This is a genomic window from Magnetococcales bacterium (assembly GCA_015231755.1).
Taxonomy (GTDB): domain Bacteria; phylum Pseudomonadota; class Magnetococcia; order Magnetococcales; family Magnetaquicoccaceae; genus Magnetaquiglobus.
Map to the genome: position 1 here is coordinate 99,535 of JADGAZ010000002.1, position 26,331 is coordinate 125,865.

The window sequence follows — 26,331 nt, forward strand, 5'->3', positions numbered from 1 at the left end:
CATTCTGGGGGAAAAAAGCATATTCCATACAAAGAAATCATAAACAATCCGAACCATTATTTCAACCCTTCACACCATCATCTCTCGATCCGGCTCATGCTGGCATGGTATATGGTTGCGCGGTGATGGTTTCCATCGTGGATTGGACACAGCCACCTTCGGCTTGAGAATTAAAGCATGCACACTCTTTATCACGCCCTTTTGACAGTCGTCATCGTTCTGACGCTGCCTGTCTGGGTTTGGCGCTATTACACCACCCCCAAATACCGGGGAACCCTGCTGCCACGATTGGGAATACTCCCTCCAGGACCAAGCAATAATGATACCAGAAAACCCCGCATCTGGCTACACGCCGTTTCGGTTGGCGAGGTGATGGGAGCACGGGAACTGGCGGTGAATCTGCTCAAGAGTTTTCCCGGTCACGAACTGGTGATCTCCACCGTCACCCGCACCGGCCAACAGGTGGCCAAAGAGCGCATCCCGGAAGCCAGCGCCTATCACTATCTGCCCCTGGATCTGCCGGTGTGCATCCATCCGGTGGTCAACGCCATCCGGCCACGGCTGCTGGTGGTCATGGAGACCGAATTGTGGCCCGGACTCTTCCGGGTGCTGACCCAACGGGGTATTCCCATCTTTGTGGTCAATGGACGCATCTCCCCCCGTTCCTTTCGACGTTATCACGCCATCCGCCTTCTGACCCGGCGACTGCTGGCGGATGGCCGACTGTTTCTGATGCAATCCGCCCCGGACGCCCAGCGTCTGATCGCCATGGGAGCCGATCCTGAACGGGTGGTGGTCACCGGCAATCTCAAATACGATCAGGCCATGAAACCCCCGGATCCGGCGCTGCTGCACCAGTTGACCACCCGGCTGCCGGTGCCGGAACAACCGGTCTGGATCGGCGCCAGCACCCATCCGGGGGAAGAGGAAATCCTGTTGGATCTGCATCAAAAACTGCTGAACCATCCCCTGGCCCCCCGGCTGATCCTGGTGCCGCGCCATCCGGAGCGCTGCCCGGCCATCGAGGAACTGGCCCAGCAACGGGGATTGCGGCTGCAACGCTTTTCCGAGACCCGGGGAAACTGGGAGACACCGTTGTTGCTGGTGGATGAAATCGGCTGGCTGAACGGATTGTATCGCTGGGGACAACTGGTGTTCATCGGCGGCACGCTGGTGCCCAAAGGGGGACAGAACATGCTCGAAGCCGCCGCCTGGGGGGTGCCGGTGATCTTCGGACCCCATGTGTTCAATTTTCCGGAGATCTCCGAGCAAATGGAACGCGCCGGCGGCGCACTCCGCATCGCCACCCCCGCCGCACTGGAGACCCAGGTGATCGGCCTGTTGGAAAACCCGCAACGCCGTCAGCAGATGGGGGAGGCGGCCCGTTCGGTGCTGCCGGCCAACACCGGAGCCGTGCAACGCACCATCGCCGCCATTCGACGGGTCATGGATTCCTGAACCCCATGCAACGCCTGCTCCCCTGGCTCAGCGGCGAACAGCAACCCGACTCTCCGGCTGCCCGTCTGCTCCTGGCGGGACTGGGGGGAGCCGGCACCCTGCTGGGGGAATTCCAACGCCTCAAGGCCCGACTGCATCGGGAACGGCGTCTCGCTTCCCTGCGGGCTCCGTGTCCGGTGATCAGCGTGGGCAACCTCACGGTGGGGGGCACCGGCAAAACCCCCATGGTCTGCTGGCTCGCCCGTCACCTGATACCCACCGGTCGCCGCATCGCCGTGGTCAGCCGTGGCTATCGACAACACTCCCGGGATCCGGTGACCGTGGTCGCCGACCCGGAGGGCATTCGACTCGCGCCCCCCATGGCCGCCGACGAGGCGGTCTTGTTGGCCCACGCCCTACCCGGAGTCGCGATCCTCACCGGTGCCGACCGGCCCGCCCTGATCCGCCATGCGCTGGAACGGTTCGGCTGCGACCTGATCCTCATGGACGACGGCTTTCATCGGCTCGATGTGCAACGGGATCTGGATCTGGTGCTGCTGGACGCCCGCCGTCCCTTCGGCAACGGTCGGGTGCTGCCCGGCGGTATTTTGCGGGAGTTCCCCTCGGCCCTGCACCGCTGCGACGGCATCATTCTCACCCGGGCCGACGATCCCGACGCCACCCAGGCCACCCTGGACACCCTGACACACCGTTTTCCCGACAAACCCCTGCTCACCGCCATCCATCGTCCCGCCGCCTGGATTCCCATCCACCCAGACGGCTCCCCCCTGCCCCTCCACGGCCTGACCGGTCCGGTGCTGGCCTTTTGCGGCATCGCCGCCCCGGAAGGATTCCGCCGCGCCCTGTCGGCACTGCCCCTCCAGGTGACGGCTTTCCACCCCTTTCCGGATCATCACCCCTTCTCCCCCGACACCCTGCGCCACCTGATCGCCCAGGCCCGGGCCTCCGGCGCCCAGGCCCTGGTCTGCACGGAAAAAGATGCCGTCAAGCTGACCCACGCCCCCTTCCCCCTGCCCCTGTTGGCCTTGCGGGTGGATATGGAACTGCAACACAACCGCTCCTGGCTGGAACAACGCCTAAATTCTCTGAATACCCTCCAATCTTTCACAAAATATTAAACCAGACCATCCTTTGCTCTTGCAATAGCAGCAAAACGATGCGATTTTTTCAAAAAATACCGACTTGACGGTTTATCCTGTCGTGTCATGCATCGATTTCAGCCACCTCTCCCAAAGGAGTCAATCATGCCCTTCCTGCCTCTACTCCGTTGGATTTTGCCAACACTCTGCCTGTCATGGATTTTTGCTGGCCACATCCAGCCTGCCCACGCCGATCTGAAAGAGATTCTGGCCCGTGGCGAACTGCGTCATCTGGGCATCAAATACGCCAACTTCGTCACCGGTGCCGGAGATGGCATGGATGTGGAGATCATCCAGGGATTTGCCAAGAGTCTCGGGGTGCGCCACACCCTGGTATTCACCGATTTCGACACGGTTCTCAAAGACCTGCTCGGCAAACAGGTCACCCGCAAAGGGGATGAGGTGATCCTCGAAGGCAACTATCCCGTCAAAGGGGATCTGATTGCCACCGGATACACCATACTGCCCTGGCGGCAAAAGGTGGTGGATTTTTCCGCGCCCATTTTTCCCACCCAGGTCTGGCTCATCGCCCGTTCCGACTCCAGCCTGCATCCCATCAAGGGCAGCCGCGACCTGAGCCAGGATATCCAGGAAACCAAGGCGTTGATCTCCGGAAAAAGTCTGCTGGTCATGGAAAAGACCTGCCTGGATCCGGGGCTTTACGGCCTCAAGGACAAAGGACTGGATCTGCGCAAATATACCAAGAACACCAACCTCAACGAGATGGTCCCGGCCCTGCTCAACCAGGATGCGGAATTGTCCCTGCTGGACGTGGCGGACGCCCTCATCGACTTGCAAAAATGGACCGGCAAGATCAAGGTGATCGGACCGGTATCCGACATGCAGGAAATGGCCGCCGCCTTTCCCAAGGACGCTCCGGAGCTGCGCCAAGCTTTTGACCAATATCTCGCCCGGATCCGCAAGGATGGCTCCTACGATGCCATCGTGAAAAAATACTATCCCGGGATCAAAAGTTACTTCCCGGCCTTTTTCGCGCCCAAAAGCTGATGCCCCCACGGAGAACCGGCATGAAACATCCCATGCTCTCTCTGCCGGTTCTCCTGGTTGCGATGTTTTTTCTCTACTCGTCCGGCCTGCTGTGGCACGGCTACAAAAGTCAGGAACAGTTGCGGTTGGCCGCGGAAAGTCGCCTGCTGCTGGAAACCATTCGGCATACCGTCGCGCTTTCCAACCATCTGGGGGCACACCTGGAGCAGATCGCCGATCTGACCCATGGTCGGGAAATCGAAACCTACCTGACCAACCAGGATCTTGGCATGTCACCGATGTACGGTCTGAACGCCAATCTGGAAACCATTCGCGACCGTTTCATGCAAACCCTCCTTGCCGGCACGAACGCCTCGACCCCTCCGCCCTACCTGCGTTTGACCCTGCTGGATCCGGAAGGAACAGCGTTGGTGGATACCCACGACGCCAATGATCCCTGGAACACCACCACCCCCCATCCGAACCAAACACCGGCCATCGAAATCGATCTGCTCCGACGCCAGATCATTCTGAAAGCCCCGGTACTGTTCAAGAACGCCCTGAGGGGACATGTTCTGGCCCAAGGGGATTTCAACGACCTGATGCACCCTCTCCAGACGGTCCAACAACAGGAAGGACGCCTGGAATTTCTGCTGCAGAACGATGGTCAAACTTTTTTCGTTCACAATCACCCCCTGTCCCCCGCCACGCTCCAGACCATTCAGCAAACGACCGCCGGAAGTCTATTCGAGCTGACTCTGCCCAAAACCGATGCGGATGAGGCAATCAACGTCTTGGCCATCAAGCACACGGTTGCCGGCACCGGGCTGTTCTGGCTGACCATCGCCGACGAACAGAAGCTCTACGGCCATATCACCTCCCGCAAATTCCTGGTGGCGTCGAGTGCCGTGCCCCCACTCCTGTTGATCAGCGTTCTGATCTTCGCCCACCTGCGACGACGGGCCGAAATCCTCACCCGTCGTGTCGAAGAGACGGACCGGCAACGTTCCCATCTGCAAAACATCAATCAGGAATTGGAAAACGAAATCCAGAAACGCATGGCCGTGGAGGCCTCCTTGCGAGAAAAAAGTCAGACCCTGGAAAAACTCACCGGCGAGTTGCAGATCAGCAAAAAATTGGCCGAAGACTCCAATCAGGCCAAAAGCGAATTTCTGGCCAACATGAGCCATGAAATCCGCACCCCCATGAATGCCATCATCGGCATGACCCATTTATGTCTGCGCACGGAACTGATCCCCCGACAACGGGACTATCTGGAAAAAATCAACACGGCGGCCCATTCGCTGCTGCGCATTCTCAACGATATTCTCGACTTTTCCAAAATCGAAGCCGGTCGACTGGAAATGGAAGCCATTCCCTTCCGACTCGATCAGGTGATCGATCATCTCAGTACCCTCATGATTTTCAAGGCCCAGGAAAAAGGACTGGAATTCCTGCATCTGGTGGATCACCGCATTCCCGGCAATTTGATCGGGGATCCTTTGCGTCTGGAACAGGTGCTGGTCAATCTGGCGGGCAATGCCATCAAATTCACCACCAGCGGAGAGGTGATCGTCAAGGCCAGCCTGGAAAACCAGACCCCCTCCGAGGTCAAACTGCGTTTCACGGTACAGGATTCCGGCATCGGACTGACCCAGGCTCAAATCGACAAGCTTTTTCAGCCTTTTTCCCAGGCGGACTCCTCCACCACCCGACGGTTCGGCGGAACCGGTCTGGGTCTATCCATCAGTCGTCGACTCGTGGAGATGATGCAAGGTAGCATCTCCGTGACGGGTCAACCGGGCAAAGGGAGTCAATTTTCGTTTACCGCCGTGTTCAAGATGGGAGAACCCGCCGCCGAAAAAATGGTGATGCTACCCATGGATGCTCTGGCCATGGGCAGACGCGCCCTGGTTGTGGATGACAATCCCATGGCCCGGGAAATCATCGAACAAACCTTGATGGACTTTTCCCTGGAGGTCACCTGCGTCTCTTCCGGAGAGCGGGCCTTGCAGATTCTGGAACAGGCCATCCGCACCGAACACCCCTTCGGACTGGTGATCCTGGATTGGAAGATGCCGGGCATGGATGGTCTGGAGTGTGCCCGCCGGGTCCGCGCCACCATGCCGGCGTCGGTCCAACCCAAAATCATCCTGCTGACCGCCTATGACAAGGCCCAGGTCCGGGAAGAGGCGTTGAGCAGCCATCTGGATGGCTATCTGACCAAACCCTTCAGCCATTCCCAACTGTTCGACGCCATCATGGTCTCCTTTGGCCACCACAACGGGATGACACACCATCCGGAAACACCCCTGGTGGATGGATTCTCTCCCCTGCTGGCCGGTCTGCGGGGCATGCACCTGCTGTTGGTCGAAGACAACGCCATCAATCAGCAAGTCGCCCAGGAACTACTGGTCGCAGCGGGCTTTGCAGTCACCATCGCCAACCATGGACAAGAGGCCATCGACCGGATGCGGGAACAATCGTTCCAGGCCATTCTGATGGACATCCAAATGCCTGTGCTGGATGGTTACGACGCCACCACACAGATCCGAGCCATGGATGCGGGCAAAACGCTCCCCATCATCGCCATGACCGCCAATGCCATGTCTGGAGAACGGGAACGCTGTCTGGAAGTGGGCATGAACGACCACATCTCCAAACCCATCGATGTGGATCGTCTGATGTCCACGTTGATCCGCCATCTCAGCCCCAATGGTCCAGTGGTGTTGGAAAAAGAGGTCGCCGTACAGCCGGACAAGCCGATTTCCCCCCTGGTCTTGAACCTGACCGGATTCGATCTGCCCCGTGCCATGGCGCGACTGGGGGGCAATCAGAAGCTCTATCTGCAACTGCTGGATAAATTTGTGCGTCAGGAAAAGGACGCGGGGGAACGCATCGAACAGGCCTTGGAACACAACGAGATCCAGGAAGCCAGACGCACGGCCCACACCCTGAAAGGATTGGCGGGCAATCTGGGATGTGGGGCACTGCGGGATGCCAGCACCAACCTGGAACGGGAATTGATGCAAGACATTCCGCAAGGCTTGGGAGAACCGATGGAGACCTTCAAACAGATCCTGGACCAGACCATCGCGACCATCGAAACCGCCCTGTCCACCCTGCCCACCCACCTGCGTCAGCCCCGCATCCACAAGACGCCCCCCAAAGACAAGGGGCAACTGCTGGAGTGTCTGAAACGTCTGGAACCGTTGGTGCTGGAACGCAAACCCCGTCCCTGCATGGCGGTACTGGAGGAGATGCGTGGTCTCCAGTGGCCCGAACCGCTCCAGGAATCCTTGGAGCAATTGACCCAATGGATCCAGAAATACCGCCTGAAAGAGGCTCTGCCTCTGGTGCGTGAACTGATGACCGGGTTGCAACCCCAGGAGGATGAGGGTGACGAGCGTCTTCCCTGCCTTGCCCCTCAAGAGTTGGAGCCGGATACCATCCAAGGGTAAGTGCCCCATCCGGAGCGTGGCGGTCCAGCAGGGAGCGTCGGAATTTCCGGGTTGCACCGCGGGACGCCCCCGACCGCCCCACCCGAAACGCACCGTCACGGGGCAGACCCCGACCGGGACGCGGCCCCGCTCCCACTGGTCGTCTACTCCAGATTGCGCGCCTCGTCCACCAGCATCACCGGAATCCCCTCCCGGATCGGAAAGGCCAGACGATCGGCCTTGCAGATCAACTCCGCCGCCTTGGCGTCATACTCCAGACTCCCCTTGCACTGGGGACAGACCAGAATCTCCAACAATGCCCTGTCGATCATACGTCTTCACTCCTTTTGCCGCGTCAACACTCCGCCAGATCCATCAGATGTCGAAAAGGTTCCTCGGCGGCCCAGGAACGGGGATCGATCCGGGTCAGACCCGCCATGCCCAGCCGATACAAAAGCGTCAATTCCTGTCGGGACAATCCCGCCAAAGCGGGAGGCCAAGCCCGATCGTTCATGGCCCGAAACACAGCCGGACTCACCTCCGGCAGCCGATGGGAATGGGGGGATCCACAAGGCCCGCACACCGCCCCACCCCGACGCACGGAAAAAAACCGCAGATCCTCCCGGCGACCACAGCCGACACAATCGCCGGCCCGCCAACCGTGACCGAACAGGCCAAGCAGACGCCCCAGGGAGCCGGCCACCACCGCCAACGGATCCACCCCTGCCTCCAGGGCATCCAGGGCGCTGTTGAGACCATCAAACACCGCCCCGTCGCCGGAATCACCCGGCATGCCGAAACGATGGACCACTTCGATGAGCAGTTGCGCCGCCGCCGCAGCAGCAGCCATGAAGGGCAGATGATGACGGGCCTGAAGGATCTCCACCCGACTGACGCTCCCCATGGCCTCCGGCCCCCGGGCGCGCAACTCCACTTCCAGCAGATGAAACCCGGAAAACGCCCCCCGCGCCCCATCCCGTCCTCCCCGCCGCGCCCCCCGTGCCATGGCCGGCATCACGCCATATCCCGGCATCAGCAGGGTCACGATCCAGGAACTGTCGCGAAACGGCAACCGCCGCAATGCCAACGCCTTATCCGCGATCCTCATCCGGATCCACATACCCCAGGTCCGCCAGCACGCGGGGATCCCCGCTCCACTCTTTTTCCACCCGTACTTGCAACTGCATGTAGATGGGACCGCCGAACATGGCTTCCAGCTCCTTGCGGGCCAAAGCGCCCACCCGCTTGAGTCCCTCTCCCCGGTGACCGATAACGATCCCCTTCTGGGACTCCCGGGTCACGATGATCAACGCCTCCAGATCCCGCACCTCGGAAGGAGCGGATCGTTGTTCCCAGGTCACCACCCGCACCGCCAGAGCATAGGGGAGTTCCTGACGCAACTGCATGAACAGCTTTTCCCGGATCACCTCGGCGATGATGAACGCCTCCGACTGATCGGTCCATTGACCGGCGGGGAAATACCGGGGGCCTGCCGGCAAGAAATCCGGCAACAGCTTCAGCAGACGCTCCACATTGCGACCCGTCATGGCGGAAATCGGCACCACCTCGGCAATGCGCTCCTCGGCCAAAGCCGTGACCGCGGCCAGACGCTCCATGAGCTGTCCGGTAAGCACCCGATCCACCTTGTTGAAGACCAGAATCACCTTGGCCGCACCCAACCGGTTGAGAATCTCCCGATCTTCGCTGGTCAGACCCGTGGTGGCCTCGACAAAATACAAGATCACATCCGCTTCGCTACAGGCGTCATAGGCGGCCCGCACCATCACCTGATTGAGCAACAGGCGCCCCGGTTCGTGGATGCCCGGCGTATCCAAAAAAATCAACTGCGCCCCGTCCCGCTCGCACACCCCCAGCACCCGACTGCGGGTGGTCTGGGCCTTGGGCGTGACAATGGCCGCCTTGCGACCCAATACCCGGTTCAAGAAGGTGGATTTTCCCGTATTCGGGCGACCGGCGATGGCAATGTAGCCGGAACGAAAGGGCATCGGCTCTTCTTGTGCCGGCAGACCCTGCGACAACGCCCCGTTCACACCACCCGTGGATGACTCACGCACACTCAATCCAGACACTCCTTCCCGACAGCTTGATCCATGATTTCCATGACCGCACGTGCGGCCTCCTGCTCGGCGCGACGTTTGCTTGGTCCCTCGCCCCGTCCGCGAATCCGCTCCTCCACCCGACAATCCACCCGAAACAGCCGCTCATGGGGGGCGCCGGAGAGTTCCACCAGTTCATAGCGGGGCAAGGGTCGCCCGGTGGCCTGCAACCGCTCCTGCAACGCGGTCTTGAAATCCTTGCACTCCCCCCCCGGAGAAAAACGGTCCATGCGGGGGCCAAACAGCCGTTTGGCCACCCGTTCCACCGCCGGCCATCCCCCATCCAGAAAAACCGCCCCTAAAATCGCCTCGATGCAGTTGCCCAGAATCGAAGGTTTCTCCCGACCACCACTCAAAGCCTCCCCCCGGCCAAGCCGCAGACGGGCACCCAGACCCAGCTCCTGCCCCATGGCCCCCAACGCCCCGGTATTGACCAGCGACGCCCGCCAATGGGAAAGCTCACCTTCCGGAGAGTCCGGAAAGCGGTGATACAACAACTCCGAGACCGCCAGATCCAGCACCGCGTCCCCGAGAAATTCCAACCGTTCGTTGTGGCCCGGCAGTTCCTCGTCGTCACCCGCCACCCGGGAGCCCTCCGGCTCGTCCTGGGCCACGGAACGATGGGTCAGGGCCAGACGCAACAACGACAAATCCGCGAAGGTATGATCGAACCTGTCATCAAACCAGGCATGCAGCGCGTCGGCGCTCAGGAAGGTGCCGCTCATCCAGTCAGGAATCCGACTGATAGGTCAGGGTCCACTCCTCGTGTCCCGGCACCGCGAGTTCCGTATCCCCCAACGGCAGCGTCAAAGGAATGCTCATTTCCACCAACACCCGATAGCCCCGGGGAGTCCGGGACAAGGTGAAGGCCTCGGCGGGCAGACGGGAACGGTTGATTTCATAGTCGATGCGGCGTTTGACCTCTTCCACCGGCAGTTTGGCGTACTCCTTGACCACCCGGTTGGCCAGATCCCGCAACAAATAATAGTCGTAAACCGATGTGCCGATCCGGGAGACCAGGGTCATGGCCATGCCGACCAACCCGATGATCACCATCAACTTGAGCATAAAGCCCCCGGAATCGGGACGTTTGCCCTGTTGTCCCTGTTGACATGATTTCATGCGCTCACCCCATCTAGCGGATCATCTGCCCCACCCGCTCCCAGCGGGGTTTGTTTTCGGTGCGGTCCCAGGACCAGAAAAACGCCACCGCCCGCCCCACCAGACGGTGGGCCGGCACCAGACCCCAATAACGACTGTCGTTGCTGTTGTCCCGGTTGTCCCCCATGACGAAATAGTGATCCGGCGGAATCAGTTCGTCGGTGACCTGATCCATGTTGGCATAGGGACGCACCAAAATGGAGTGGGGATGATCACCAAGATTTTCCATCAGGCGTTGGGACTCGACCCACTGATCGGACTCGTTGAGGTAGTTGTAATTCCCCTCCAGTTGTTGGGCCACCAGTTGTCCATTGACGAACAGCCGCTTTTCCCGATAGGAGATCCGGTCTCCGGGGAGGGCGATGATGCGCTTGATGTAGTCCTTGGTGGGATCCCTGGGATACTCGAAGACCACAATCTCCCCACGCTGCGGCGCGCCGGACATCAAAATGCGCTTGTGGGTGAAGGGCATCCGGTAACCGTAAGCGAACTTGTTGACAAACAGATAATCCCCCACCAACAACGTGGGAATCATGGAGCCGGAAGGAATCTTGAAGGGTTCCACCACGAAGGTGCGCACCATGAAGGCGATGGCCACGGCCATGATGATGGCTTCGTAGTATTCGGCGGCCACGCTGCCGCCTTCGAGAAACCCTTCCCCCTTGACGATCAGGAATCCCCCCATGCACAACAGGCCCAGGGCGATGATGCCGCCCCAGGTATGGGAGGCCTCGGGCATGGAGTAGGCCCCCATGGAGACCGTGTTGCCCAACACAAAAATGGCGGCAATCACGAACAACACCCCATGCCAGAGATGTTTCCGACGCCATGGATGACGATTCAACACCGGATCGACTCCTCCTCCCTCATTCCACTTTCAAGACCGCCAGGAACGCCTCCTGGGGAATCTCCACCCGACCGATCTGTTTCATGCGTTTCTTGCCGGCCTTTTGTTTTTCCAACAGCTTGCGCTTGCGGGTGATGTCGCCACCGTAACACTTGGCGGTCACGTTCTTGCGCAACGCCTGCACCGTCTCCCGCGCCACCACCTTGGTGCCGATGGCCGCCTGAATCGCCACCTCGAACATCTGGCGATGGATCAATTCGCGCATTTTCTTCACCAGATCCCGGCCCCGGGCCATGCTCTTGTCCCGATGCACGATCACCGACAAGGCATCCACCGGATCCCCGTTGATCAGGATATCCAGCTTCACCAGTTCACCGACCCGGTACTCCAGAAACTCGTAATCCAACGAGGCGTAGCCCCGCGACACCGACTTGAGCCGGTCGAAGAAATCCAAGGCCACCTCGTTCATCGGCATCTCGTAGCGCAACATGGCGCGAGAGTCGGAGATGTATTGAATATCCCGCTGCGTGCCCCGACGATCGGTACACAGTTGCATCAAAGGCCCGACGTACTCCGGCGGCGCCAGGATCGAGGCCAGGATGAAGGGTTCTTCCAGGTGATCGAGCTTGTTGGGAGGGGGCAGCGCGGAAGGGTTATGCACTTCCAGCATGGTGCCGTCGGTGAGGTAGGCCTGATAGACCACCGTGGGGGCGGTGGTGACCAGATCGAGGTTGAACTCCCGTTCCAGCCGTTCCTGGACGATCTCCATGTGGAGCATGCCCAGAAAACCGCAGCGCATGCCAAAACCCAAAGCCGGGGAGCTTTCGGTCTCGAAAACGATGGAAGAGTCGTTCAGGGAGAGCTTTTCCAAGGACTCCTTCAACAGCACATAGTCCGAGGAGGTGGTGGGATACAGTCCCGCGAACACCAGGGGCTTGATCTCCTTGAAGCCCGGCAGCAACTCCGTGGCGGGTCGTCCGGCGTCGGTGATGGTATCCCCCACCCGGGCCATGGCCACCTCTTTGATGCCGGCCACCACCCAGCCCACCTCACCGGCGGACAGGCTTGGGGTTTCGGTCAGACGGGGTGTGAAAATCCCGACCCGATCCAGCGGATACTCCATGCCGGTACTCATCAGGCGGATGCGACGGGTGCGGCAGGAGGGTTCGGTGGAGAGCTTGCCATCGACAATGCGCACCAACGACACCACGCCCAGAAAGTTGTCATACCAGGAATCGACGATCAGGGCTTTGAGGGGGGCGTCGGGATCCCCTTTGGGGGGCGGAATGCGGGTGATCACGGCTTCTAAGATATCGCCGATGCCGATGCCGCTTTTGGCCGAGGCGAGAATGGCGTCGGAGGCGTCCAGACCGATGACATCCTCGATCTGCTTGCGCACCTTTTCCGGTTCGGCGGAGGGCAGATCGATCTTGTTGAGGACCGGCACCACCGCCAGATCGTGATCCAGGGCCATGTAGACATTGGCCAGGGTCTGGGCCTCCACCCCCTGGGCCGCGTCCACCACCAGCAACACCCCCTCGCAGGCCGACAACGATCGGGAAACCTCGTAGGAGAAGTCCACATGACCGGGGGTGTCGATGAAATTGAACACATAGGTGCGACCATCCTGGCCCCGGTAATTCAGTCGCATGGACTGGGCCTTGATGGTGATACCCCGTTCCCGTTCCAGGTCCATGCTGTCGAGGACCTGGGAGGTCATGTCACGGGCGTCCATGGCGCCGGTGAACTCGATCAACCGGTCGGCCAGGGTGCTTTTTCCATGATCGATGTGGGCTATGATGGAAAAGTTGCGAATCAGATCCAAAGACATGAGATGGCACGACCACGAGCAAAGAAGGGCAAGTCAACCCCGCGCTGACAAAGGGGGGTCGCGGCGCCCACCGGTTCGGAAACGCCGCGCGACTATTTATAATCCCCCCGATCGGTTTTCGCCAGTTCCACTGTTGCCAGAACCGCCGTTCTGTGCAGCATTTCTCGTTCCGAGCCGGTTTCCGGGGCGTTGGAGAGGGAATACAGAGCCTGATCCCGGGTTTCCTTGAGGCGCTGACGGGTTTCTTCCGATTCAGGCAGGGTGCCGGAGAGCAATTCGCGGCCCAAGACTTCCAAGGTATCGAGAAGTTCCCCCATCTGATCCAGTTGATCACGGCGCTGATGGGCCGAGGGTCCCCGTTCGGCGCCGGAGGAGACCGCCAGCGTGGCCAACAGAGGAATCGCCTCTTGAATGCCCGCGGCGGCGGCCAGGGATCTGGAAAAATTTGCCCCTGCCACACCCTGAGTGGAAGCTTTTGCCTTGGCGACCGACGCACCGGCCGCACTCTTATCCGACTTTTCCAGGCGACGAACGGTCATGTACGCTCCTCCCAGTGACGTATGCGTGATTTCGGTTGGTCCGGGAAGGATGGGTCATCCGCTCTGCCCGTTGCACTTCTTTACATTCAAGCCTCATGCCAATCCGGGTTGAAATCAGACTCCCTGACGGGTTTCAGTCGGTTTCCGGGCCAGTTTGGCCAAAGCGTTCAAAAAGGCCAGGGCCGAGGCCACCACCACATCGTTGTTGACCCCCCTGCCCTGCACCGAGCGTTCATCCCGTTCCATGTTGACGATCACATCGGCCTGGGCGTCGATGCCACCGGTGATGGCCCGTACCTCGTAGCGTTGCAGCCGCACCTGATCGGCGCCGGGCACCAGATGGACAATGGCGTTGAAGACCGCGTGAATGGCCCCTTCGCCCCAACCGGCCCCCCGCTGGGTCTGACCATGAATCTGGATCTCCGCCGCTGCCACCGGGGTATCCTCGGTGCCCGAGGCCACGTGCAGGCGGATCAGCTTGTAAGGATCCGCGTCCCGCACCACCTCGTCATCCACCAAGGCGCGGATGTCGTCGTCGAACAGGGTTTTCTTCTTGTCCGCCAGATCCTTGAAGCGTTGCATGATCCGTTCGATCTGGGAATCCGGGAGTTGATACCCCAGTTCCCGCAACCGTTCGGTGAAGGCGTGGCGACCGGAGTGTTTGCCCAGCACCAGCCGATTGGTGGCCAGACCCACGGAAGCCGGGGTCATGATTTCGTAGGTGGAAGCGTCCTTGAGCATGCCCGCCTGATGGATGCCGGACTCGTGGGCAAAGGCGTTGGCGCCGACGATGGCCTTGTTGGGCTGGATGGGAAAACCGGTGGTGCGGGAGATCAGACGGGAGGCGGCGGTAATCTCTTCGGTGACCACATCGGTGTGATACGGCATGATGTCCCGCCGGGTGCGCAGGGCCATCACCACCTCTTCCAAGGCGGCGTTGCCGGCCCGTTCCCCGAGTCCGTTGATGGTACACTCCACCTGACGGGCGCCATGACGGATGGCGGACAGGGAGTTGGCGGTGGCCAATCCCAGATCGTTGTGACAATGCACCGAGATGATCGCCCGGTGGACATTGGGCACCCGGGAGATGAGTTGATGGATCCGTTCGCCAAATTCGTGGGGCAGGGTATAGCCCACGGTGTCCGGGATGTTGACGGTGGTGGCTCCGGCGTCAATCACCGCCTCGACGATGCGACAGAGAAAATCCATCTCCGAACGGCCCGCGTCCTCAGCGGACCACTCCACATTGGCGGTATAGCGGGCAGCGCGACGCACGCCGGCCACCGCGGCTTCCACCACCTGATCCGGGGTCATGCCGAGTTTATGCCGCATATGGATGGGACTGGTGGCGATGAACAGGTGAATGCGGGGATTGACTCCTTCCCGCAGCGCCTCCCAGGCCCGATCGATATCCTCGTTTCTGGCCCGGGCCAAACCGGCCACCGAACACTCCCGCACCTCCCGGGCCACCATGCGCACCGCCTCGAAGTTGCCCGGCGAGGAGATGGGAAAACCCGCCTCGATCACATCCACCTTGAGGCGTTCCAACTGCCTAGCGACCCGGAGTTTTTCCTCCGCGTTCATCGAGGCGCCGGGGGACTGTTCCCCATCCCGCAGGGTGGTATCGAAGATGAAGACTTTTTCAGACATGCCGCGTCACTCCCTGGGACTCACGGGCCAAAGCCTCTTGGCAAAGAGGACTACTCGGTAAACTCCTGCACCTCGTCCTCCTCCTCCTCCTGTCCCTGGGCCAGCAAGGTACGGTATTCCCGATGGCTGGAGTAGGCAGAGAGCAGATAGGCCCAACCCACCACAAACAGAGTCGCCGCCATATGGATGGTAAGCACCGTGATGAACACCACCACCGCCACCAAAGCCAGGAAAGGCCGTTTCCGATGCCAATTGAACTCCTTGAAGCTGCGGAAACGGATGCCGCTCACCATCAGGATGCCCAGGGCATAGACTAAAAACAGCGGCAGCCAGCGCCAGAAATCGGAAATCCCCGCCGCGGCCCGATCCTGGGGGGCGATGCCCAGTTCCACATAAAACAGCACCGTGGCCGCCAGCACCCCGGCGGCTGCGGGAATGGGCAGACCCTGGAAATAGCGTTTGGCCACCTCCTCGTCGGGGGCGGATTTTTGCACATTGAAGCGGGCCAGTCGAAGCGCCCCGCACACCGCAAACAGAAACGCCCCGGCCCATCCCACCCGTGAAAACGGCGTCAAGGCCCACTGGTGGATCAATACCGCCGGCGCGATGCCGAAGGACATGAAATCCGCCAGACTGTCATACTCCTTGCCGAACGCCGAAGTGGCGTTCATGGCCCGGGCCACGCGACCGTCCAGGCCATCGAACACCCCGGCCACCAGGATGGCCAAGGCGCCGTTCTTGTAGTCTCCGGTCAAAGCCGCCATGATGGCGTAAAATCCGAAGAACATCCCGCCGGTGGTCAACAGACACGGAAAGATGAAAGCCCCTTTTTTCTGGGGGGGGGTGGTTTTGATTTCGCTCACGTTCGCTATGCTCCCCACGGATCACGTTGCCAAAGAGACAAAGTCTACAACCGGGCGATCACCGTCTCCCCGGCCCGGGTCTGATCTCCCAGAACCGGCTCGATCCGGGCCGAAAGCGGCAGATAGACATCCACCCGCGAGCCAAAACGGATCAGTCCGAACCGTTGTCCCGCCGGCATGGCGTCTCCGGGTTTGAGGTAACAGACAATGCGCCGAGCCACCAGACCCGCCACCTGCACGAACGAAATCCGTTCCCCCGCGGCGGTCACGACACACACCTCCATGCGTTCGTTTTCCACCGAGGCCTTATCCAGCGCCGCGTTCAAAAACTTGCCCGGATGATAGGCCACCTGTTCCACCCGACCCGCGATGGGAAAGCGGTTCACATGCACGCTGAAGACATTCATGAAGATCGAAAACTTGCGCGCCGGCAATCCCGACAACGGCGCGATGGTCTCTTCGATGGCCACCACCTTGCCATCCGCCGGGGCGATCACCAAGCCATCCCCGCTGGGGGTTTGCCGTTCCGGATCCCGGAAGAACCACACGCACCACCCGGCTAAAATCCACAACACGGCCTGGAGGGGACGATAGGGCAGCCAGGCGGTTCCGGCCAGGGCCACCAGTACGAATATCCCGATAAACGGCAGACCTTCCTTGGCCACCGGCGAACGCATCGCCATAACGATCTCCTTGATATTGCTTAAACTATTGAAAGAAGAGAGGGGGTCTGGGGGATTCATCCCCCAGGGTTTTGATTTTTTGTTTTTAAAAGACAAAAAGCAAAGTCCTGGGGGGATGAATCCCCCCAGACCCCTCTCTTTTTTTTTACCAGTGGTCCTTAGTTTCTGGACTTGTCCACCAATTTGCCCTTGCGGATCCAGGGCATCATGTCACGCAGGCCCGCACCCACCTGCTCGATCTGGTGTTCGGTCCCACGCCGGCGCAACGCCTGAAAACGGGGCCGACCCGCCATGTTCTCCACAATCCACTCCCGGGCGAATTCACCGGTCTGGATCTCGTCGAGAATCTTTTTCATCTCCTGCTTGGTCCGCGCATCCACCACCCGCGGACCACGGGTCAAATCCCCGTACTCGGCGGTGTTGGAGATGGAATAACGCATATTGGCGATACCGCCTTCGTAGATCAGATCCACGATCAGCTTGGTTTCGTGCAGACACTCGAAATAAGCCATCTCCGGCGCATATCCCGCTTCCACCAAAGTCTCGAAACCCGCCTGGATCAAAGCGGTGACACCCCCGCACAACACCGCCTGTTCACCGAACAAATCGGTTTCGGTCTCTTCGCGGAACGAAGTCTCGATGATCCCCGCCCGCCCGCCGCCATTGGCCGAGGCATAAGCCAACGCAATGGCCTTGGCCTTGCCGGTGGCGTCTTGATGAATGGCGATGAGACTGGGCACCCCACCACCTTTCAGGTATTCGGCGCGCACCAGATGGCCGGGGCCTTTGGGGGCCACCAGAAACACATCCACACCCTTGGGAGGATCGATCTGACCGAAATGAATGTTGAAACCATGGGCAAACACCAGCGCGGCGCCGGTCTTGAGACGGGGAGCGACCTCTTCGCGCCAGACACGGGCCTGATGCTCGTCCGGAACCAGGATCATCACCACGTCGGCTCCGGCCACGGCCTCGGAGACCTCCTTGACCTTCAGGCCGGCGGCTTCGGCCTTGGCCCAGGAAGAAGAACCGCTCCGCAAACCCACGGTGACATCCACCCCGGAGTCCTTGAGGTTCTGGGAGTGGGCATGGCCCTGGGAGCCGTAACCGACAATCGCCACCTTGCGGGAGCGGATCTCGTTCAAATCGGCGTCACTGTCGTAATAGACTTTCATGGATGCTTTCCTGATGGATGATTAAGTTCTCAAGCGCGCGCACGCGCCACGACCCGAAACCCACTATGATGGCGGCAAATCCGCCCCGATTCAAGGATGGCTCGCTTTGTTGACCATGCCTTTTTCGCCCCGGGACAAGGCGACCAGCCCGGTGCGCACCATTTCCGTCACCCCCAGGGGGGTCAACAGGGCCAGACAGGCATCCAGCTTGCTGCTGTCGCCGGTGACCTCGATCATGAAAGAAGATGTGGTGGCATCCACCACCCGGGAACGGAAGATGTCGGCGATGCGCAACACCTCGGCCCGGGTATCCCGGTCCGTGGCCACCTTGACGAGCATTAGTTCCCGTTCCACATGGGGCCCTTCGGTCAAATCCGCGACCTGGATCACCGGCACCAGTTTGTTGAGCTGCTTCAAGATCTGCTCGATGATCCCTTCCTCACCCCGTGTGACCAGGGTGATCCGGGAGGTCTCCCCATCCCCGACCGGGGCGACGGTCAACGTCTCGATGTTGAATCCCCGCGCGGAAAACAATCCCACCACACGGGACAAAACTCCGGATTCGTTTTCCACCAATACTGAAATGACGTGGCGCATCGCGCTCTCCTGGCAAACTTTCTGGTTCAATACCGATCAAACCATTTGATTTCAGATCAAGATCATCTCACTCAACCCCGCCCCGGCGGGCACCATGGGATAGACGTTGGCCTCCCGGTTGACATGGAAGTCCATGATCACGGTACCCGGATACGCCAGTCCCTTTTCCAAGGTGGCGGTCACGTCGGCCACCTTGTCGCAGCGCAGACCCAGCGCGCCGTAGGCTTCGGCCAGCTTGACGAAATCCGGGGTCACGTCCATGTCGGACTCGGCGTAGCGGCGTTGATAGAAGAACTCCTGCCACTGGCGCACCATGCCCAGATAGCCATTGTTCAGGATCACCACCTTCACCGGCAGGTGATACTGGAGGCAGGTGGCGAACTCCTGGATATTCATCTGGAGGGAGCCTTCGCCGGTGATCACCACCACCTGGGCGTCGGGCATGGCCACCTGGGCGCCCATGCCGGCGGGCAGACCATAACCCATGGTGCCCAGTCCACCGGAGGTGAGCCAGCGCCGTGGCTTCTGGAAGCCGTAGAACTGGGCGGCCCACATCTGATGCTGTCCCACGTCGGTGGCGATGATGGCTTCGCCCTTGGTGACGGTGTGCAGACATTGCAGCACATATTGAGGCTCGATCACATCCGGCCCCTGGGTGTAGCGCAGACACTCCCGCTTGCGCCAGCCGTTGATATCCTCCCACCAATCGGAGACATCCGGTCTGGCGGACTGGAATTCCGGAGCGTGTACCAGTTCGTTGAGCTGACCCAGCACCTGTTTGACATCCCCCACGATGGGCAGATCCACCTTGACGTTCTTGGAGATGGAGGTGGGATCCACGTCGATGTGGATGATGGTGGCATGGGGGGCGAAGACCGAAATCTTGCCGGTCACCCGATCGTCGAAACGGGCGCCGATGGCCACCAGCAGGTCGCAATGGGAGACCGCCATGTTGGCTTCGTAGGTGCCATGCATGCCCAGCATGCCGATGAAACGCTCATCCGCCGCCGGGAAGGAACCGAGGCCCATCAGGGTGTTGGTGACCGGGAATCCCAGCCCTTCCACCAGACGGAACAGCTCGTCGGAGGCATTGGACAGCACCGCACCGCCGCCCACGTACAGCACCGGCTTTTTGGCCTGCTGGAGCATGCGGGCGCCCCGGCGGATCTGGCCGATGTGACCGATCTGGGTGGGACGATAGGAACGGATTTTCGGTTCGGCGGCGGAGTGGACATATTCCGCCTCGGCCACGGTCACGTCCTTGGGGATGTCCACCAGCACCGGACCGGGACGACCGGTGCGGGCGATGTAGTGGGCCTCCCGCAGCACCCGCGCCAGATCGTTGACATCCCGCACCAGGAAGTTGTGTTTGGTGCAAGAGCGGGTGATACCCACGGTATCCGCCTCCTGGAAGGCGTCGTTGCCGATGAGGGCCACCGGCACCTGTCCGGAGATGCACAACAAGGGAATGGAGTCCATGTGGGCCGTGGCCAGACCGGTGACGGCGTTGGTGGCTCCGGGGCCGGAGGTGACGATGGCCACTCCCACCCGTCCGGTAACCCGCGCGTAGCCGTCGGCGGCGTGGACCGCGCCCTGCTCGTGGCGGGTGAGATAGTGATGGATTCGATGTTTGTTTTTATACAATTCGTCATAGATGTACAATACGGTCCCGCCGGGGTAGCCGAACAGGGTATCGACCCCCAAATCCAACAGGGTTTGAATGACGATTTGCGCGCCCGTCATTTTCACGTTCGTTCACTCCTTGAATTGCAGGAAAGATGTTCCCCTGATGCCTGTGACATGAAAAGAAACTATGAAGTTCCGCGCCATCCGTGTCAACCGACGTGTAAAAAATTTACCGCGACACCCGGCACAAAGGCCACACCACCAACTCCGCTACGCCATGCCCGCCAGGGAAACGCCCCATCCCTCGGGGCGGGATGGTGGCGAATGGTCAATGTGTTGGCAACCATGGCTTTTCACCCTGTTTTGGTCTACAAATGCATACCAAGACATACAGCGCGTCCCCCCCTCCCGCACCGGTTCGAGGGGCATGTTATCATGGACGAAGCCTTTGGCGTAACTTAATCATTTCGGATCGGAGTGAGTTCATGTTCAACAATGCCAGCAGTCAGGTGGATCGCCGTCTCAACAGCCTTGAAGCCCATCTCCAACAAGAAAATCCAGTGCTGCTTCAGGTGGTCCAAAGTTTCCGGGAACTGGACAAGGTAGCCTACCGCATGGGACTGCTCAGTCGGGACGACTCTTTCGCGACCCGCGTGCCCTGGTGGCCGATGGTGTCGATCCTGGGTACTTTTTCTTCCGGGAAATCGAGCTTCATCAACAGCTTCGTCGGACAAAAGCTCCAACGCACCGGCAATCAGGCGGTGGACGACAAGTTCACGGTGATCTGCTACAGCAAGGAAGAACAGGTGCGCACCCTCCCCGGACTGGCCCTGGACGCAGACCCCCGCTTTCCCTTCTACCAGATCAGCCAGCAGATCGAACACGTGGTCAAAGGCGAAGGCAAACGCATCGACGCCTATCTGCAACTCAAAACCTGCATGACCGAAAAACTGCGGGGCAAAATCCTGATCGACTCCCCCGGCTTCGACGCCGACGCCCAGCGCACCTCCACCCTGCGCATCACCGAACACATCATGAACCTATCGGATCTGGTGCTGGTCTTCTTCGACGCCCGCCATCCGGAACCCGGCGCCATGAAAGATACCCTGGACCATCTGGTCAAGAATACCATCAACCGTTCCGATTCCAACAAGTTTCTGTTCATCCTCAACCAGGTGGACTGCACGGTGCGGGAAGACAACCTGGAAGATGTCACCGCCGCCTGGCAGCGCTCCCTGGCCCAGTCGGGTCTGACCGCCGGTCATTTCTATCAGATCTACAATCTCGACGCCGCCATGCCCATCGATGACGCCACCCTCAAGGCCCGCTACGAAAACAAACGCGAAGAGGACATGAACGAAATCGACGAACGCATCCGGCGCGTGGAGGTGGAACGGGTCTATCGCATCATCGGCGTGCTGGAACACACCGCCAAACTCATGATGAATCAGGTCGCGCCCCTGACCCGGGGTCTGCTGCAACGCTGGCGCAAATACACCCTGGTGCTGGACGCGGTGCTGATCGGACTGCTGGCCATGGGGGTCACCGCCTTGATCTCCGCGGGACTGCCGGTCAGTTCCTGGCTCGACATCAACGCCTGGGCCACCCAGCCCACCTGGATCCAGGTGGTGGCGGGCACCCTGGCGGTGGCCGGGGTCTCCACGGTGGGTTTCTTGCATCTGATGCTGCGCAAATTCACCGCCAATCTGCTCATCAGGCGTCTTGACAAAGAGATCCCGGAAACCGACTTGCAAGAATATGTCCGCAACGCCTTCCGCAAGAATACCCATCCCCTGCGTCCCCTGCTCCACGCCCAACCCGCCGGATGGGGCAGACTGGCCCAGATGCGCATCGAAAAGGTGCTCAAACACACCGACACCTACGTGCAAAACCTCAACGACCAGTTCACCAACCCCTCGGGTCGCGCGGATGCTTCCAATCCCACGATCCAACCGGAAACGAAATAACACCCAAGGGTATTCTTATCGCAGATCACGACCGCCAACCTTGCAAGATTCCAAAGATGGCGGTCGTGATCCAGACTTGACGACGGCGTGACGGTTTTCGATGCTCAACCGAATCCCTTTGACCTGGAAAGCCCTCGTGGCCACGGTTTTGGTGGCCACCGCCACCTGGAACCTCCTGGATGTCATTCAAACCGATCATCTGCGCGCCATTTTCCAATCCCGACTCTCCGCGGTCCTCGGAGAAAAAGCCTCGGCCAACCGGATTCTCTTCGACAACCACATACGCGCCTATCACCAATCGGTCCGGCTGCTGGCCGCCCAGAAAAACTTTCTCGACTATATCGCCGAATGGTCCACCGGGGATGAATCGGTCCCCCGTCTGCTCCACCACGACCGTCCCCCCTCGTGGCTGCCCCGGGCCTCGGTGTTGCGGGGATTCACCCCCTTGCCGATTCTGCTGCTGCTGGATCAAAACGGCACGGTACGGGAGATCTATCAGGGACAGACCGCTCCACCCCCGGCGGCCCTGCTGGAACCCACACCGCTGCTCATGGAGTTGAGCCACAATCAGACCTTTCTCACCGCCATCGCCGACGCCCCCTATCTGATCACCTCGGAAACGATCCTCGACAAACAGGGAGACCCCAAGGCCACCCTTATGCTGGCCGCGCCGCTGAACGACGAATTCCTCTCCCGGTTTCAAGGTCCGGTGGGACGCTATACCGGTCTGGTGGCCCTGCTGGAAGGCGAAAACCAGACCATCATCGCCAGCAATCAACCGGATGTACTCCCTTCGGGGGTGCCTTTGGCCAAGACCTCGGAACGGTTTCTGGTTTCGGGTCATTCGTTCTTCGATTACGGCTCTTCGGATCTGCTGTTGCAACTGGTCACCTTAGAGTCCACCGAAACCCTGGAATCCCTGTTGCGTTCGATCCTGTCCACCGAGCGGCGCCAACGGTTCATCACCGCGGCGGCCCTGATCATCTCCTGTCTGCTGATCATGCTCTGGATCACCCGCAACATCGAACAGATCACCAGAGACATCGTGGATTTCTCCCGCAACGTCCTGGACTCCAAAACCCGGGACACCCATCCCCATCAGGATGAATTGCAAACCCTGCGCACCCGCTTCGTCCAGTTCACCGAAGAGATCATCTCCACCCGCGACACCCTCAAAACCGAACTCGAAGAGCGCAAACGCATCGAAAGCGCCATCCGCAAGCTCTCCCGCGCCGTGGAACAAAGCCCGGCTGCGGTGATGATCACCAATCCCCAGGGGCTGATCGAATACGTCAATCCCCAGTTCACCATCTTGACCGGTTATGCGTCCGAAGAGAGCCTGGGACGGGATCCGGGCTTCCTGAAATCCGGCAAGACCCCGGCGACCACCTACAAAAACCTCTGGGAGACCATCTCCGCCGGTCAGGTGTGGCGCGGGGAACTTCACAACCGGCGCAAGGACGGCACCACCTATTGGGAATTGAACGCCATCTCCACCATTCACGACCGGGAGCTGGGCACCACCCACTATGTGGCCATCAAGGAGGATGTCTCCTTGCGCATCGAGATGGAAAAAGCCCTGGAACAGGCCCGAGCCGCCGCCGAAGCGGCCATTCAGGTCAAAAACGACTTCATGGCCAACATCAGCCACGAACTGCGCACCCCTTTGAACACCATCATCGGCTGCGCCAATCTGGTGCTGGAAAAAACCTGCGGCGAACTCAACAAAACGCAGCGCAAATACCTCAAGGAGGTGCTCACCGGCGCGGATCGCCTCACGGTGATGATCGACGACCTGCTGGACATCTCCCGGGTGGACACCAAACAGTTCATCCTCGAAAAGCAGATGTTCGAGCTGCGGGGACTGGTGGAAGGGGCGGCGGCCATGGTGGTGGCCGAAGCCCGGGCCAAATCCCTGGATTTTTCCTGCCACATCCACCCGGACGCCCCGGCCCGGTTGCGGGGGGATCCGGTGCGGCTGCGGCACGCGTTGTTGCATCTGCTGGGCAATGCCATCAAGTTCACCCCCCACGGCAAGGTGAGCTTGAGCGTGGATCCGGCCCCGGCTCCGGCGGATGGGGGCACCATCATCGTCACCATCGCCGACACCGGCATCGGCATTCCGGAAGAGTTGCACACCACCATTTTCGACCCCTTCACCCAGGCCGACTCCTCCTTGTCCCGCCCCTACGGCGGATCCGGACTGGGATTGGCCATCACCAAGCGCATCATCGAACTGATGGGGGGCAACATACGGGTCTCCAGCCGGGTGAACGAAGGCAGTATTTTCGTCATCACCTTGCCTTTGGAAATCCCCAGACAGGATCTGCCGGCCCTGGTGGATCCGAGCCTGACCCCGGCCAGCTTCCTGCCGGGTCGCAAGGCGCTGGTGGCGGGCAAACATCCGGTCAACCGATTGATCCTGAAAAAACTGCTGCTGGCACGGGGCATGGAGGTGATCGAGGCCAGTCAATGTCAGGTGGTGGAGGCCATGGCCGAAGAGACCGGCCCGGCGGAGTTCGATCTGATCTGTCTGGACTGCTCCCTCTCCCCCACCGGCGGCGTGGAGGAGACCCGACGCCTGCGGGCCATTCCCGGCATGGCCACGGCACCGCTTCTGCTGTTCGGCGGCGACGATCTACGGGTGCCCGGCGATCCCCCGGCGATCCAGATCCTGCCCAAGCCGATCCGCCGTTCCCAGGTGTATCAGGCGATCAATCTGGCCTTCAAGCTCCCCCTGGATGACACCACGGATCCCCTGCCCCCGGTCAACGGCGCAACAGAACCCGGAGAAACCGGCGACCCCGGAGAAACCGGCAACGCCTGAAGACAAAGACTGGACTTCCTGGATTGATTTTGCTTCAATTTCAGATCCACTTCCCAACGCCGCTTCCAAAAAGCACGCGGGAGGCGTTCCAACCGAGAAGAGGGCCACGAATCATGGGCATGAAAGTATTGCTGGTCGGTAGTGGTGGCAGGGAACACGCCCTGGCGTGGAAAATCGCCCAATCCCCGCTGGTGGAAACACTCTGGTGCGCGCCGGGCAATCCGGGCATCGCGGCCCACGCGATCTGCGTGAACATCCAGGCCGACGCCCTGGAAGCACTGGTGGCCTTCGCGGTGGATCAGGCCATCGATCTGGTGGTGATCGGCCCCGAAGCCCCCTTGACCCTGGGATTGGCCGACTTGCTGCACGGAGTGGGCATTGCGGCCTTCGGCCCTTCCAAAGCGGCGGCGGCCCTGGAAGGCTCCAAGGCCTTCATGAAGGATCTGCTCGCCCGTCACGCCATTCCCACCGCCGCCTATCGCACCTTCCGGGATCCGGAAGCGGCCTGGGCCTATATCCAGGCACAAGGCGCGCCCATCGTGCTCAAGACCTCGGGCTTGGCCGCGGGCAAGGGGGCCATCGTCTGCCAGACCCTGGCAGAAGCCAAAGAGGCCCTGGAGCGCATCATGATCCAGCGGGAGTTCGGATCCGCCGGCGACGAAATGGTGGTGGAAGGATTCTTGCGGGGGGAAGAGGCGTCGCTGCTGGCCTTCGTGGACGGGGAACGGGTGATCCCATTGGCAGGCGCCCAGGACCACAAGGCGATCCGGGACGGGGATACCGGTCCCAACACCGGCGGCATGGGGGCCTACTCCCCGGCCCCGGCCCTGACCGACGCCCTGGTGAACCGGGCGGTGGAGGAGATCATCCTGCCCACGGTGCGGGCCATGGCCGCCGAGGGTTATCCCTACCGGGGGATCCTCTACGCGGGCCTGATGATCGACGGGGATGACCTGCAAACCCTGGAATACAACGTGCGCTTCGGCGACCCGGAGTGTCAGCCGCTGCTGATGCGCATGCGTTCGGACATCGTGCCCTTCCTGATGGCCTGCGCCACCGGATCCCTGGCCGGCATGGCCATCGACTGGGATCCCCGCGCCGCCTTGTGCGTGGTCATGGCGGCGGAGGGCTATCCGGGCCACTATCCCAAGGGCGATGCGATCCAGGGACTGGATCAGGCCGCCGGGTTGGCTGGCGCATCCGCCGACAGCATGGTCTTTCACGCCGGCACCCGCCTGGAAAACAATCAAGTGGTCACCGCCGGAGGACGGGTGCTGGGGGTCACGGCCCTGGGACAAGGCGTGGCCGAGGCCCAACGCCGGGCCTATGAGGTGGTGCGGAGAATATCCTGGAAAGGGGTCCAGTTCCGCAGTGACATTGGCTATCGGGCCGTGGCCCGGGAACAGCAAGCTTGAGGGCAACAA

Annotated in this window: 21 protein-coding genes; 7 read left to right on the forward strand and 14 right to left on the reverse strand. The window is 60.7% G+C overall.

The genetic code is table 11. The annotated features are described in order from the left end of the window. Window positions 1-177: 177 nt before the first annotated feature. The 4 genes from HQL98_01840 (at window position 178) to HQL98_01855 (ending at window position 7,045) form a co-directional block, all read left to right on the forward strand. Window positions 178-1,458 carry a 3-deoxy-D-manno-octulosonic acid transferase gene (locus tag HQL98_01840; GenBank protein MBF0270803.1) on the forward strand — a complete coding sequence of 427 codons (1,281 nt, stop codon included), beginning with the start codon at window positions 178-180 and terminating at the stop codon, window positions 1,456-1,458. Window positions 1,459-1,463: 5 nt separating this feature from the next. Next, window positions 1,464-2,576: a tetraacyldisaccharide 4'-kinase gene (lpxK, locus tag HQL98_01845; protein ID MBF0270804.1), complete on the forward strand. Its 1,113-nt coding sequence runs from the start codon at window positions 1,464-1,466 to the stop codon at window positions 2,574-2,576. A 126-nt stretch (window positions 2,577-2,702) separates the two neighbouring features. Further along, the gene (locus HQL98_01850; GenBank protein MBF0270805.1) at window positions 2,703-3,605 is read left to right on the forward strand and encodes a transporter substrate-binding domain-containing protein; all 903 of its coding nucleotides are present in this window, start codon (window positions 2,703-2,705) and stop codon (window positions 3,603-3,605) included. A gap of 20 nt (window positions 3,606-3,625) precedes the next feature. Beyond that, entirely contained in the window at window positions 3,626-7,045 is a 3,420-nt protein-coding gene (locus HQL98_01855) for a response regulator (GenBank protein MBF0270806.1), read from the forward strand. A 143-nt stretch (window positions 7,046-7,188) separates the two neighbouring features. On the opposite strand, the gene HQL98_01860 is transcribed toward HQL98_01855, so the two are convergent. From HQL98_01860 to ilvB, 14 genes are all read right to left on the reverse strand, one after another. After that, complete coding sequence (locus tag HQL98_01860) at window positions 7,189-7,353, reverse strand: Trm112 family protein (protein MBF0270807.1); 165 nt, start codon at window positions 7,351-7,353, stop codon at window positions 7,189-7,191. Between the two features lie 26 nt (window positions 7,354-7,379). Further along, complete coding sequence (recO, locus tag HQL98_01865; protein MBF0270808.1) at window positions 7,380-8,132, reverse strand: DNA repair protein RecO; 753 nt, start codon at window positions 8,130-8,132, stop codon at window positions 7,380-7,382. Further along, the gene (gene era / locus HQL98_01870; GenBank protein ID MBF0270809.1) at window positions 8,116-9,030 is read right to left on the reverse strand and encodes a GTPase Era; all 915 of its coding nucleotides are present in this window, start codon (window positions 9,028-9,030) and stop codon (window positions 8,116-8,118) included. Before era ends, recO begins: the two co-directional genes overlap by 17 nt. A gap of 71 nt (window positions 9,031-9,101) precedes the next feature. Beyond that, on the reverse strand, window positions 9,102-9,866 hold the full coding sequence (rnc, locus tag HQL98_01875) for a ribonuclease III (GenBank protein MBF0270810.1): 765 nt from the start codon (window positions 9,864-9,866) through the stop codon (window positions 9,102-9,104). A 4-nt stretch (window positions 9,867-9,870) separates the two neighbouring features. Then, a complete protein-coding gene (locus HQL98_01880; protein MBF0270811.1) occupies window positions 9,871-10,263 on the reverse strand; it encodes a hypothetical protein in 393 nt (130 codons plus the stop codon). A gap of 13 nt (window positions 10,264-10,276) precedes the next feature. Further along, entirely contained in the window at window positions 10,277-10,987 is a 711-nt protein-coding gene (lepB, locus tag HQL98_01885; GenBank protein MBF0270812.1) for a signal peptidase I, read from the reverse strand. A 181-nt stretch (window positions 10,988-11,168) separates the two neighbouring features. Further along, window positions 11,169-12,980: an elongation factor 4 gene (gene lepA / locus HQL98_01890; GenBank protein MBF0270813.1), complete on the reverse strand. Its 1,812-nt coding sequence runs from the start codon at window positions 12,978-12,980 to the stop codon at window positions 11,169-11,171. Window positions 12,981-13,072: 92 nt separating this feature from the next. After that, entirely contained in the window at window positions 13,073-13,519 is a 447-nt protein-coding gene (locus HQL98_01895; protein MBF0270814.1) for a hypothetical protein, read from the reverse strand. Window positions 13,520-13,633: 114 nt separating this feature from the next. After that, window positions 13,634-15,169 carry a 2-isopropylmalate synthase gene (locus HQL98_01900; protein ID MBF0270815.1) on the reverse strand — a complete coding sequence of 512 codons (1,536 nt, stop codon included), beginning with the start codon at window positions 15,167-15,169 and terminating at the stop codon, window positions 13,634-13,636. A gap of 50 nt (window positions 15,170-15,219) precedes the next feature. Beyond that, on the reverse strand, window positions 15,220-15,957 hold the full coding sequence (pssA, locus tag HQL98_01905; protein MBF0270816.1) for a CDP-diacylglycerol--serine O-phosphatidyltransferase: 738 nt from the start codon (window positions 15,955-15,957) through the stop codon (window positions 15,220-15,222). Between the two features lie 119 nt (window positions 15,958-16,076). After that, window positions 16,077-16,715, reverse strand: coding sequence for a phosphatidylserine decarboxylase family protein (locus HQL98_01910; protein MBF0270817.1), 639 nt, complete (start codon window positions 16,713-16,715; stop codon window positions 16,077-16,079). Window positions 16,716-16,873: 158 nt separating this feature from the next. Continuing rightward, window positions 16,874-17,890 carry a ketol-acid reductoisomerase gene (ilvC, locus tag HQL98_01915; protein ID MBF0270818.1) on the reverse strand — a complete coding sequence of 339 codons (1,017 nt, stop codon included), beginning with the start codon at window positions 17,888-17,890 and terminating at the stop codon, window positions 16,874-16,876. Between the two features lie 90 nt (window positions 17,891-17,980). Then, on the reverse strand, window positions 17,981-18,487 hold the full coding sequence (ilvN, locus tag HQL98_01920; GenBank protein MBF0270819.1) for an acetolactate synthase small subunit: 507 nt from the start codon (window positions 18,485-18,487) through the stop codon (window positions 17,981-17,983). Window positions 18,488-18,538: 51 nt separating this feature from the next. Continuing rightward, complete coding sequence (gene ilvB / locus HQL98_01925) at window positions 18,539-20,230, reverse strand: biosynthetic-type acetolactate synthase large subunit (protein ID MBF0270820.1); 1,692 nt, start codon at window positions 20,228-20,230, stop codon at window positions 18,539-18,541. A gap of 368 nt (window positions 20,231-20,598) precedes the next feature. On the opposite strand from ilvB, the gene HQL98_01930 reads away from it, so the two are divergent. From HQL98_01930 to purD, 3 genes are all read left to right on the forward strand, one after another. Next, complete coding sequence (locus tag HQL98_01930) at window positions 20,599-22,080, forward strand: dynamin family protein (protein ID MBF0270821.1); 1,482 nt, start codon at window positions 20,599-20,601, stop codon at window positions 22,078-22,080. 136 nt (window positions 22,081-22,216) lie between these two features. Then, complete coding sequence (locus HQL98_01935; GenBank protein MBF0270822.1) at window positions 22,217-24,907, forward strand: PAS domain S-box protein; 2,691 nt, start codon at window positions 22,217-22,219, stop codon at window positions 24,905-24,907. A gap of 119 nt (window positions 24,908-25,026) precedes the next feature. Next, window positions 25,027-26,322 carry a phosphoribosylamine--glycine ligase gene (purD, locus tag HQL98_01940; protein ID MBF0270823.1) on the forward strand — a complete coding sequence of 432 codons (1,296 nt, stop codon included), beginning with the start codon at window positions 25,027-25,029 and terminating at the stop codon, window positions 26,320-26,322. Window positions 26,323-26,331 lie beyond the last annotated feature (9 nt).

What these genes read in the sequence shown, in the direction of transcription:
- ilvN (MBF0270819.1), bottom strand. Translation starts at nt 18,487, where the DNA reads ATGCGCCACGTCATTTCAGTATTGGTGGAAAACGAATCCGGAGTTTTG.
- lepB (MBF0270812.1), bottom strand. Translation starts at nt 10,987, where the DNA reads ATGGGGGGATTCCTGATCGTCAAGGGGGAAGGGTTTCTCGAAGGCGGC.
- HQL98_01900 (MBF0270815.1), bottom strand. Translation starts at nt 15,169, where the DNA reads ATGTCTGAAAAAGTCTTCATCTTCGATACCACCCTGCGGGATGGGGAA.
- purD (MBF0270823.1), top strand. Translation starts at nt 25,027, where the DNA reads ATGAAAGTATTGCTGGTCGGTAGTGGTGGCAGGGAACACGCCCTGGCG.
- HQL98_01895 (MBF0270814.1), bottom strand. Translation starts at nt 13,519, where the DNA reads ATGACCGTTCGTCGCCTGGAAAAGTCGGATAAGAGTGCGGCCGGTGCG.
- lepA (MBF0270813.1), bottom strand. Translation starts at nt 12,980, where the DNA reads ATGTCTTTGGATCTGATTCGCAACTTTTCCATCATAGCCCACATCGAT.
- HQL98_01910 (MBF0270817.1), bottom strand. Translation starts at nt 16,715, where the DNA reads ATGGCGATGCGTTCGCCGGTGGCCAAGGAAGGTCTGCCGTTTATCGGG.
- lpxK (MBF0270804.1), top strand. Translation starts at nt 1,464, where the DNA reads ATGCAACGCCTGCTCCCCTGGCTCAGCGGCGAACAGCAACCCGACTCT.
- ilvB (MBF0270820.1), bottom strand. Translation starts at nt 20,230, where the DNA reads ATGACGGGCGCGCAAATCGTCATTCAAACCCTGTTGGATTTGGGGGTC.
- pssA (MBF0270816.1), bottom strand. Translation starts at nt 15,957, where the DNA reads ATGTTCTTCGGATTTTACGCCATCATGGCGGCTTTGACCGGAGACTAC.
- HQL98_01855 (MBF0270806.1), top strand. Translation starts at nt 3,626, where the DNA reads ATGAAACATCCCATGCTCTCTCTGCCGGTTCTCCTGGTTGCGATGTTT.
- era (MBF0270809.1), bottom strand. Translation starts at nt 9,030, where the DNA reads ATGCCCTTTCGTTCCGGCTACATTGCCATCGCCGGTCGCCCGAATACG.
- ilvC (MBF0270818.1), bottom strand. Translation starts at nt 17,890, where the DNA reads ATGAAAGTCTATTACGACAGTGACGCCGATTTGAACGAGATCCGCTCC.
- HQL98_01930 (MBF0270821.1), top strand. Translation starts at nt 20,599, where the DNA reads ATGTTCAACAATGCCAGCAGTCAGGTGGATCGCCGTCTCAACAGCCTT.
- HQL98_01840 (MBF0270803.1), top strand. Translation starts at nt 178, where the DNA reads ATGCACACTCTTTATCACGCCCTTTTGACAGTCGTCATCGTTCTGACG.
- HQL98_01880 (MBF0270811.1), bottom strand. Translation starts at nt 10,263, where the DNA reads ATGAAATCATGTCAACAGGGACAACAGGGCAAACGTCCCGATTCCGGG.
- HQL98_01850 (MBF0270805.1), top strand. Translation starts at nt 2,703, where the DNA reads ATGCCCTTCCTGCCTCTACTCCGTTGGATTTTGCCAACACTCTGCCTG.
- rnc (MBF0270810.1), bottom strand. Translation starts at nt 9,866, where the DNA reads ATGAGCGGCACCTTCCTGAGCGCCGACGCGCTGCATGCCTGGTTTGAT.
- recO (MBF0270808.1), bottom strand. Translation starts at nt 8,132, where the DNA reads ATGAGGATCGCGGATAAGGCGTTGGCATTGCGGCGGTTGCCGTTTCGC.